13 protein-coding genes are annotated in these 8,566 nt (G+C 74.7%); all 13 read right to left on the bottom strand.

The annotated features are described in order from the left end of the window. The coding region (locus ABZW03_RS32050) for a hypothetical protein (protein WP_355266101.1) at positions 1-198 on the bottom strand (198 nt) is incomplete at its 3' end. A gap of 10 nt (positions 199-208) precedes the next feature. Next, positions 209-391 carry a hypothetical protein gene (locus ABZW03_RS32045; RefSeq protein WP_355266098.1) on the bottom strand — a complete coding sequence of 61 codons (183 nt, stop codon included), beginning with the start codon at positions 389-391 and terminating at the stop codon, positions 209-211. A gap of 9 nt (positions 392-400) precedes the next feature. Next, on the bottom strand, positions 401-832 hold the full coding sequence (locus ABZW03_RS32040; RefSeq protein WP_355266095.1) for a hypothetical protein: 432 nt from the start codon (positions 830-832) through the stop codon (positions 401-403). A 34-nt stretch (positions 833-866) separates the two neighbouring features. After that, the gene (locus tag ABZW03_RS32035) at positions 867-1,055 is read right to left on the bottom strand and encodes a hypothetical protein (RefSeq protein ID WP_355266092.1); all 189 of its coding nucleotides are present in this window, start codon (positions 1,053-1,055) and stop codon (positions 867-869) included. A gap of 217 nt (positions 1,056-1,272) precedes the next feature. Next, complete coding sequence (locus ABZW03_RS32030) at positions 1,273-3,384, bottom strand: hypothetical protein (protein WP_355266089.1); 2,112 nt, start codon at positions 3,382-3,384, stop codon at positions 1,273-1,275. A 97-nt stretch (positions 3,385-3,481) separates the two neighbouring features. Continuing rightward, a complete protein-coding gene (locus ABZW03_RS32025; protein WP_355266086.1) occupies positions 3,482-5,164 on the bottom strand; it encodes a hypothetical protein in 1,683 nt (560 codons plus the stop codon). 91 nt (positions 5,165-5,255) lie between these two features. Beyond that, positions 5,256-5,495 (bottom strand): hypothetical protein, encoded by a 240-nt coding sequence (locus tag ABZW03_RS32020; RefSeq protein WP_355266083.1) that lies wholly within the window; start codon positions 5,493-5,495, stop codon positions 5,256-5,258. An 11-nt stretch (positions 5,496-5,506) separates the two neighbouring features. Then, entirely contained in the window at positions 5,507-5,893 is a 387-nt protein-coding gene (locus tag ABZW03_RS32015) for an RNase adapter RapZ (protein WP_355266080.1), read from the bottom strand. An 11-nt stretch (positions 5,894-5,904) separates the two neighbouring features. After that, the gene (locus tag ABZW03_RS32010; protein ID WP_355266077.1) at positions 5,905-6,675 is read right to left on the bottom strand and encodes a DUF4097 family beta strand repeat-containing protein; all 771 of its coding nucleotides are present in this window, start codon (positions 6,673-6,675) and stop codon (positions 5,905-5,907) included. Positions 6,676-6,691: 16 nt separating this feature from the next. Next, positions 6,692-6,901, bottom strand: coding sequence for a hypothetical protein (locus ABZW03_RS32005; protein WP_355266074.1), 210 nt, complete (start codon positions 6,899-6,901; stop codon positions 6,692-6,694). Further along, positions 6,898-7,290 carry a hypothetical protein gene (locus tag ABZW03_RS32000; protein WP_355266071.1) on the bottom strand — a complete coding sequence of 131 codons (393 nt, stop codon included), beginning with the start codon at positions 7,288-7,290 and terminating at the stop codon, positions 6,898-6,900. The genes ABZW03_RS32005 and ABZW03_RS32000 overlap by 4 nt, the downstream gene beginning before the upstream one ends. Then, positions 7,287-8,267 (bottom strand): DUF2637 domain-containing protein, encoded by a 981-nt coding sequence (locus ABZW03_RS31995; RefSeq protein ID WP_355266107.1) that lies wholly within the window; start codon positions 8,265-8,267, stop codon positions 7,287-7,289. Before ABZW03_RS31995 ends, ABZW03_RS32000 begins: the two co-directional genes overlap by 4 nt. A gap of 73 nt (positions 8,268-8,340) precedes the next feature. Further along, the gene (locus tag ABZW03_RS31990) at positions 8,341-8,559 is read right to left on the bottom strand and encodes a WhiB family transcriptional regulator (RefSeq protein ID WP_355266104.1); all 219 of its coding nucleotides are present in this window, start codon (positions 8,557-8,559) and stop codon (positions 8,341-8,343) included. Positions 8,560-8,566: the final 7 nt, after the last annotated feature.

The raw sequence follows: 8,566 nt of genomic DNA, 5'->3' as shown, positions 1-8,566 counted from the left end.
GTCCCAGGTCTCGTCCTCGTAGCCGCCGCCGCTGCCGTGGCAGCCCTCGCACAGCTCGGTGTGGCCGGGGCGGGGGTTGGCCTGCTCGTCCTCGGCGCGGCGCTGCTCGTCGGCGAGGTCGAGGGCGATCTCGTACGCCTTCTCCTCCTCGCGGGTCGGGTGATCGATGTGGTCGTACGGGTCGAAGTCGTCGTCCATGGCGGGCCTTTCAGGCGTCGGGGGTGGCGGGCTGGGGCTGCGGGGCGAGGGCACGCAAGGCGTCGGCGATGGCGAGCAAGGCGAGCAGGTGGGCGTGCTCGGAGGGCGGCAGGTAGCCGTAGTCGACGTAGACCCGGGCGAGGTCGTAGTGCGTGGCAGCGGGCCTGCCGCAGTCGGTGAAGGGGTGGGTCACGGTGTCCGTTCAGCGGTTGCGGTTGGTGACGTTGACGTGCACGTTCACGGCGCCCTGCCCGCCCCCGCTCCCGCCGCTGGAGTTGCGGGTCTTGGCGAGGCAGTAGGCGCCGGCGCCGATGGCGGCGAGTCCGCCGAGGCTGCTGCTGGCGGCGGCGACGGCCTGGAGGGCGTATCCGATGCCGAGTCCGGCGGCGCCCAGGCCGATGCCGCCGGCGGCGAGGCGGGCGGGCCAGGGGTCGCGGCCGGGCGCCGTCGGGGCGGGGGCCGGGATGACGACGGTGGGCTGCTGCGGGATCGGCGGGTGGGTGTAGACGGGGGCGGGCTGCGGCGGGGCCTGGTAGAGGGCGGGCGGGGCGGTGAGCGGGGCAGCGGCGTACAGGGGGTGGCCCTCGGCGGTGTAGAGCACCGGGGCGGGCTGCGGGTAGGGGGTGTGGTCCACGGTGCTTCTCCCGTCGGGGGTTGGTGCGGGGCGGTCAGTGCCCGGAGACGATCCGGGTGACGGTGGCGAGGATGTTGTTCACCGGGTCGGCCATGCCGGTGGAGGCGAGGGTGAAGCCGCTCAGCCAGAGCACGAGGGCGGTGGGCAGGGAGACGCGCCGGCCGCGGATGAGGACGGCGGAGAGGATCGCGAAGACGACGGTGATGCTGAGCGAGACGATCACGGCGAGGCCCTTCGAGAGCTGTGGCGGGTGTCGGGACCCCGCCCCGTGGCAGGCGCCCGGGCGGGTGGTGTGCCTGTCGCCTGTCCTGTCGCGTGCCTGTCCTGTCGCCTGTCCTGTCGCCTGTCGTCCGCAGGTCAGAGGGGGGATACAGGCCGCGCGACAGGCGAATGACCCCCTTGTCCGGGGGCGGGGACAGGCGACAGGACAGGCGGTCGGGTCAGGCGCCGGGGGCGTGGTCGCGGTGGACGTAGCGGGCCTTGCTGCCCTCGCCGACGCGCACCGCCTCGCCCGTCTCGGCCCAGGTCTTGAGCCATCCGGCGATGGCCTGACGGCGGGTGCCGAACCGGGGCTGGAGGACCTTCTCCATGGCGCTGGCGCCGGTGCCGTCGGGGCCGGCGTCGCGCAGCAGCGCGAGGGCGGCGTCCTTCGCGTCCGGGGTCTCGGGGGCGGTCTCCTCGCGGCCGGTGGCCCAGGTGGACGGGTCGGCCCAGTCGGTGCCGTCCGGGGTGGGGGTGTCCTTGGTGGCGGCGGGCAGCAGCCAGATCGACTCCAGGTCATCGTCCGGGGCGGTGGGGGGCGTGTCCCATCCGGCGGTGGCCTTCCACCCGCCGGCCGGGGCGCTGCCCTTGGCCGGGCCGGTGGACGCGGGGCCAGACGTGGTGCTCGTCGCGGCCGGGGCGGCTCCGGCGGTGACGGGCTGGCTGCTGGCCCAGAGGTGGCCGCAGCGGTCCATGGTCCAGCGGTTGGTGTAGTCGGCGCCGGCGGCGTCGAGGGAGGGCGCGTCGAGGGCGGGGCGGCGTCGGGCGGTGATCGCGCTGACTTCCTCGATCATGTCGGGGGTGATGCGCGGCTGGCGGGCCTTGGCGGGCTGCTTGCCCTCCGTGCCGACCAGCACCGACCCCGGGCCGGAGAACGAGTCCTCGGCGCGCAGGGCCCGCCAGCCGAAGAGGTGCCCGAGCTCGGAGTCCTCCAGGGCGCCGGTGGCGAGGCGGTTGGAGGCCATCTTGCGCACGAGCGGGTCGGGCAGGACGTCCTGGGTGACGCGCAGGACGGAGATGACGGCGCGGATGGCCATGGCGCGGGCGATGCGCACGACCTCGGAGACTCCGGCAATGATCTGGCGGGCTTCGCGGCTGGCGGCGGCCTCGGCGCCCTCGTCCATGATGATGACGATCTCCGGGATCTTCGGGGAGACCGGGAGCTTGTCGTCGTTGGCGTCGCGCATCGCGTCCTGGTAGGCGACCTTGCGGGACTTGGCGATCCGCACGGCCGCGGCGAGCATGCGCTTGGCCTCCTCGATGGTGGAGGCGACCCAGTCCACGCCCGGGACGGGGATGTCGGTCCCGGCCCAGCGCGAGCCCTCGCGGTCGATCTGCGCGTCGCGCCAGGCGTTGAGCCACGGCAGGCCGATGGAGCCGCCGTTGAGGTCGATCACCCACACCAGCGTGTCGTTCGTCTGGCAGAGCCTCGCGATGAGGGTGTGGAGCCAGTTGGTCTTGCCGGTGCCGGTGGGGCCGGTGACGATCGTGGAGGCCTGCCGCAGGTCCATCTCCGCCCGGGCCCCATCGGACATCAGCGCCACCGGGATCGGGTTGTTGACGGTGGTGGTCTCCTCGATCTCCTCGACGGGGAAGAGGAGTTGGTCGGTGAGGACCTTGGTGGTGACCTGGATGAGGACGCGGCGCCGGGAGATGCCGGGCATGACCTGCAGGCCGCAGCCGTCGGGCAGGTCGAGGTCGGAGCCCAGGGCCTCGGCGCGGTCGGCGATGGAGCGGCGGGTGGTCCCGCCCTCGGGCAGTTCGAGTTCGAGGGTGTAGCCGGCGCCGGAGGGCCAGTGCTCGATCCCGAGGACGGTCACCTCGACCGAGCAGACGCGGCGGATGCGGTCGGTCCAGTCGGCGGCGAGCTGGCGGCGGGCGCCGATCAGCAGCAGGTGCGCGCGCTTGGCCTGCTCGACCTCCTCGTGCGCGGCGAACGCGGCACCGAGGGTGCCGGCGGCGATCCCGGCGACGGCCAGCGACCCCAGCTCAGGCCACTGCCACGGGCCGCCGTGGGCGAGCGCCCAGGACGACCAGCCGCCCGCGGCCATCCAGCAGGTGCCCCGGAACGCGAGCGTCGCCCCGGTCAGGCGCTTGCGCAGGCCGGCGCCGATGGTGCCGAGGGCTCCGGCGGCTCCGGCCGCGAGCGCCCATCCGGCGGGCAGGCCGGTGGCGTGGCCGAGCGCGGTCGTGGACAGGGCGCCGGCGGTGGCGTTGAGGGTGCCCGAGAGCAGGCCGTGTCCGGCGCTCCAGTCCAGGCGCGGCCTGGTGGTGTTGGTGTTCTTGGTCATGGTGGCGGTCTCCAGCCGGGAAGAGAGCCGGGCCGTCCACAGGGTGTGGACGGCCCGGCTGGGGGTGTGGGCGCTGGGGAGGCGACGGCGGGTTAGGTCAGACGTTCCACTTCCGCTCGGCCTCCAGGCCGTTGCGGGGGTTGTCGTAGCGGGCCAGATCGAGCTCGTGGACCTGCCGGAAGGTCGGGGCGACCTCCTCCAGGGCGTCGATGACGCGGTGCATGGCCTGGTACCCCATGCTGATCTCCTCGACCACCGTCGGCGCCAGCGGCAGCTCCGAGGCCGCCTTCTCGGCGAGGACCCGCAGGACCTCCTGGAAAGTGCCGAAGGCGATGGGCAGCTGCTCGGAGAGGTTCAGGAAGTCCAGCATGGTCTCGGGGTCGAAGGTCGTCGCGGCGGAGAGGAGGTCGGCGGCGGCGTCGGCGAGGCTGAACGGGCCGGTGGGGGTGGCGCTGCCGGAGGGCGTGGTCACGGCGGTCTCCTTCACGGTGGGCTTGCCGAGGGTGATGGGCGTGGTGCCGGCGGTCTCACCAGGCTCCTGGTGGCCGGGAACGGCGGGTCCGGCGCCGTCCGGGCCGGGGGAACCGGGCAGGCCGGTCGCGGCGGGCGTGGTCGGGATGGGGCGGCCGGGGATGGTGACGGTCTCGGCCGGGACCGGCACGAGCGCCGCCCCGGTGGCGGGGTCGGTGGCGGTTTCGCCGTGGCCGAGGATCGCGGCGTCGCGGGCGTCACGGACGACGCGGGCGCGTTCGGCCATGCGCCGCCACATGCGGCGCATGTGGCCGCTGACCTTGCCCTTGTGGCGCCAGTTGCCGACCAGGACGGAGCCGAGGCCGACCAGGCCGGTCGCGAGCGCGGCGCAGCCCATCCGGGCCCGGTGGCGCATCGCCGAGCGCTTCAGCGCCTTGGCCTGCACCGGGGTGATCTGCCCGCGCGCGGCGGCCGGGCTCTTCGGGCGGGCACCGGCGCCGGTGGCCGGGTCGATCCCGGCCGCCTTCAGGGCCTTGGCCTGGCCCTTGGCGACCCGGCGGGCGGTGCGCTCGGCAACCTGCGCGAGGCGCTCGTCCCGGCGCTGGGCGCGCTGCGCGGCCTGCCCGGGCTGGGCCGGGTCCTGGAGGCCGGGCAGACGGGAGGCGGCCTTGGCCAGGGTGTGCACAATCGCGGGCGGCCGGTACCCGGCACCGGCGCTGCGGGCGGTGGGCCGCTCGGCCTGACCGGTCGCGCCGACGGCCCCGGCGCGGTGGGCGGCGGTGTGCATGGTTCCGGCCGTTCGCTGCATGCCGGGCCGTCCCTTCGGGTCTGCGGTGTGGTGGGCAGGAGCACCGACCCTGCCCCGGCCACCGGCCGGGACGGATCCGGGCCGAGAGGCCGAGCCGACCGGGTTCACCGAACGGCGCTGCGGCGAGGCGGAGTTGGAGGAGACGGCGGTGCGAGCGGGCGGGGTGAAGACGCCACTCGCCGCGCCCGCGCGGTGGGCGGCAACCGTACGGGCGGCGGGGCGGAGGCCGGTGCGGCGGCTGCGGGCCTTGCGGGCCAGGCCCCCTATGGCGACGGCACCGGCGGCGGCACCGACCACGGCGACGGCTCCGCCGCCCAGCGAGACGGCCCCGGCGCCGACTCCGGCGAGGGCGTTCGCGACGGCCACCGCCAACGGGACCCCCGGCACCCCGCCCGGCGAGGACACGGACTTCGGCTCGGGCTTCGGCTTCGGGGCGGGAGGTGGCTGGTTCTGGGGCGCGGGGACGACCTCGACCAGCGTCGAGGCCACCGGTTCGGACATGATGAGCGCTCCGGTTCTCTGCAGAGGACGGGAGGCCCGGAACCGCCGACAGCTCGCCAGCAGGACGGCGGTTCCGGGCCGTCGAGGCCGGTCAGAGCCGGTTCGGCTCCAGCGAGAAAAACAGGACGTTCGCGCCGGCCAACTCCGGGCGCTGCTGGTCGAGCAGGGCCCGGATCTCGCGGTAGGCCCCCTCACGGGTGGCGCCGGGCCCGGCGGTGTAGGTGCCCTCGGTGGTGAACGTGGCGAGGACGCCGCGTTCGACGGGGCGCTGGACGGTGATCAGCCAGGCGTGCGTGGGCTCGACGGGGACGGGGCTGGGCGTGGTGGTCATGCTGTGCTCCTTCAGCGCTCGACGACCGGCTTGGCCAGGTCACGGTGGGTGAGGCGGACGCGGGTGCCGGTCTTGGACAGGCGGGTGGCGAGGGTCATGGCGACGGTGGCGGCGCGGTGGCGGCCGCCCGCGCAGCCGACCGCGATGGTCAGCGGCGCCTCGGTGGGCCCGGCGTCGTAGGCGTCGGCCAGCAGCGCGGCGGCGGCGATCAGCTCCCGGATGCCCGGGGTGGCGAGCACCGCCCGGCGCACCGGCACGTCGTGCGCGCTCTGGTGGCGCAGGGCCGGGTCGACGTGCGGGTCGCGGAAGTGGCGGCGCAGGTCGAGGGTCAGGTGGGCCTCGGGCGGGGCGCCGTGCAGGTAGCCGAACGAGACGACGTCGATCTCGGTGACGGACATGTCCGGGCTCCTCAGCGTCGGGTCTTGTGGCCGGAGACGGTGCGGGCGGTGACGTCGAGGTGGCCGGTGCCGTTCAGGTCGACGTCGCCGGAGACCGTGCGGACGGACACGCTGCCGGTGGCGCGGGTGCCGGCGGTGAGGCGGACGTCGCCGGAGACGGTGTCGACGGTGGCGGTGTGGCCCTCGTGGACGGCGATGCGCACGTCGCCGGAGGTGGTGCGGATCTCGGCGTCGGCGCCGGTGCGCCGGGCGAAAACGTCACCGGAGACGGTGGTGGCCGACAGGACGTCCACGGAGTCGAGGTGGACGTCGCCGGAGGTGGAGGTGACGGACACGACGCCCAGGTGGCCGGTGGCGGTGAGGTCGGCGGAGACCGTCTTCAGGGCCACGCCGAGGGCGGTGGGCGGCAGGAGCACAGTGGCGGTGACCGGGCTGACGCCGACGTGGTGGGTGCTGCCACCGGTGATGACCCGGCCGTTGACGATGGTCACCCCGGTGACGTTGCCGGTGAAGACGGACTGGGTCGTGAAGGTGCGCCCGCTGCTGGTGGTGATGGTGATGCCGCTGTCGACGTGCGGGACGTCGATGCTCAGGGTGTTGCGGCCCTCCCGCGCCCGCGCCTGGTTGACGGCGTCGGCGGCCGGGCCGTGGTCGTCGTCGGTGGCGAGCAGGACCGTGACGGCCGTCGCGTCGGGGTGGACGCAGACGCGGACCTGGCCGGTGGGCAGGTCCAGGGCGAGCTTGTCGGCGGCGAGGGCGCGGAAGGTGCGGGCGGTGCTCATGGCTTCTCCTTGGTGGTCAGCGGGTCTGCTGGATCAGCGAGCCGAGCAGCTCGGGCCGGCTGGTGGCGCCGAGCGAGCGCCCGGCGAGGGTGAACAGGTGCCACCAGCGCACGGAGCCGTTCTCGCTGCTGGTCTGGGCGCACATGAAGCCGTGGAACGGGAAGACGTCCACGACGCGGGTCTGCTCGAACTCCGGCGACGGGGCCGGGATGCGGTCGGCGTTCATCGGTTCTCCCCGGAGTCGGCGGTGATCGGGTCGGCGGCGGTCTCGGGCAGGGTGAAGTAGCCGACCAGCCTGATCGGCGTGCCGGTGCAGGTGGTGGTGACGTCGAGCCAGGCGAAGCGGCCCGTCGTGGCGAGGCCGACGCCGGCCGGGTCGAGACCGAGGCGCTGGCGCCACTGCTCGAAGTCGGCGAGGGAGGTGGCGTCGTGGAAGGCGAGGGTCATGCCCTCGGTGAGCAGCAGGTCGCCCGAGGCGTCGCGCTCGTCGGTGACGACGCGCTCGCTGGTGATCCTCGGCGCGGGCAGGTCGGGGTGCGCGGTGAAGAGCGCGAGCAGCGAACCGACGGCGTTGATCTGGGCGCCGGCCGTGGTGGTGTCGGTGGTGGTGGTCACGATGCCTGCTCCTCGCGGGGGGTGGTGTCGTCGGTGGTGGTGGGGACGGCGTGCAGGGCGGGGCGCTCCGGGGCGGTCGCGCCGAACTCCCGGTAGCGGGCGGCGACCCATCCGGTCGACCAGCCGGTCAGCTCGGCCGCCCGGCGCTGCGGGATGCCGAGCGTCACGGCGGTCTGGACGGTCAGTCGGGCCTCGTCCTCGGGCAGTCGCCCGTCCGCGGCGGGGGCGGAGAGGAGTTCCTGCCGCAGCCGCTCGGTGTCTTGCTCGGCGGCCTGCTCACGCTCACGCTCAAGACGCTCACGCTCGCTCACCTCGTGCTCACGGCGCTCGCGTTCGGCCCGCTCGGCGACCTCCAGGAGCTGCCGTTCCTGGCGCGCTTCGTCGGCCATCCGCCGCTCGTGCTCACGCTGCTGGTTGGCCATCCGCTCGTCGTGCTCACGGCGCTCACGCTCGCGCTGGTCGGCCCGGTCCTGCTCGGCCTGCCGGTCCTCGCGTTCCTGTTGGCGGCGCTGCTCGGTGCGGCGCTCGCGCTCGGCCCGCTCGTCGCGCTCACGGGTCTCACGGGCGGCCAGCGCGGCGGCGATCGCCCGCCGGTAGGCCAGCGAGGTCTCCGCCGTGACGATCAGCAGCAGCGGCGCCACCGAGTGGACCGCCACCCCGACCTTGTCGTGATCCAACGCGCTCTGACCCACGTTGAGCAGCACCGTCATGAGGCCGGTCATCCAGCGCAGCACGACCGGCCACCGGCCGCCGTCGCCGCCCAGGCGGGCGAGCGTGCTGTCCATGCGGACCACGATCACCACCGCCGCGTCCACGACCAGCGGCAGGATCGGGGCCGTCCACTCCCAGCCCTTCGGGCTGTGGTGGGACATCAGCGGGGTCACCGTGAGCACGCTGTAGAGGACCGCGCCGAGCGTGATCGTCCACGTGCCCACGGCCAGCGCCAGTTCGGCCGAGCGGATCTGTTCCTGGCTCATCGGCGCCTTCACCGCGACCACCACCGGGTGCGCGGTGAGCGCGCCGTGAGCGCGGTGAGCATCGGGGCGTTCATCAGTGAGCACCCCCGGCGGCACGGCGCTCGCGAGCCGTGTCCCGCAGGCGGCGCCGGTGCAGCGCGGCGCGCTCGTCGGCGGTCAGCCCGCCGACGATGCCGTACGGCTCGCGCCGCTCCAGCGCCAGTTCCAGGCACATCGTGCGGACCGGGCACCCGGCGCAGATCATCTTGGCGCGGCGCTCGGCCCACTCGGCGGCCGCGCGAGCGACGTCGATGTCCTCG

The sequence above is a fragment of the Kitasatospora sp. NPDC004799 genome, assembly GCF_040609095.1.
Taxonomy (GTDB): domain Bacteria; phylum Actinomycetota; class Actinomycetes; order Streptomycetales; family Streptomycetaceae; genus Kitasatospora.
This window is presented reverse-complemented; position numbering and strand designations above follow the sequence as displayed.

Coding starts and splice junctions, on each gene's coding strand:
- ABZW03_RS32030 (WP_355266089.1), bottom strand. CDS start 3,384: ATGACCAAGAACACCAACACCACCAGGCCGCGCCTGGACTGGAGCGCC.
- ABZW03_RS32025 (WP_355266086.1), bottom strand. CDS start 5,164: ATGTCCGAACCGGTGGCCTCGACGCTGGTCGAGGTCGTCCCCGCGCCC.
- ABZW03_RS32020 (WP_355266083.1), bottom strand. CDS start 5,495: ATGACCACCACGCCCAGCCCCGTCCCCGTCGAGCCCACGCACGCCTGG.
- ABZW03_RS32015 (WP_355266080.1), bottom strand. CDS start 5,893: ATGTCCGTCACCGAGATCGACGTCGTCTCGTTCGGCTACCTGCACGGC.
- ABZW03_RS32010 (WP_355266077.1), bottom strand. CDS start 6,675: ATGAGCACCGCCCGCACCTTCCGCGCCCTCGCCGCCGACAAGCTCGCC.
- ABZW03_RS32005 (WP_355266074.1), bottom strand. CDS start 6,901: ATGAACGCCGACCGCATCCCGGCCCCGTCGCCGGAGTTCGAGCAGACC.
- ABZW03_RS31995 (WP_355266107.1), bottom strand. CDS start 8,267: ATGAGCCAGGAACAGATCCGCTCGGCCGAACTGGCGCTGGCCGTGGGC.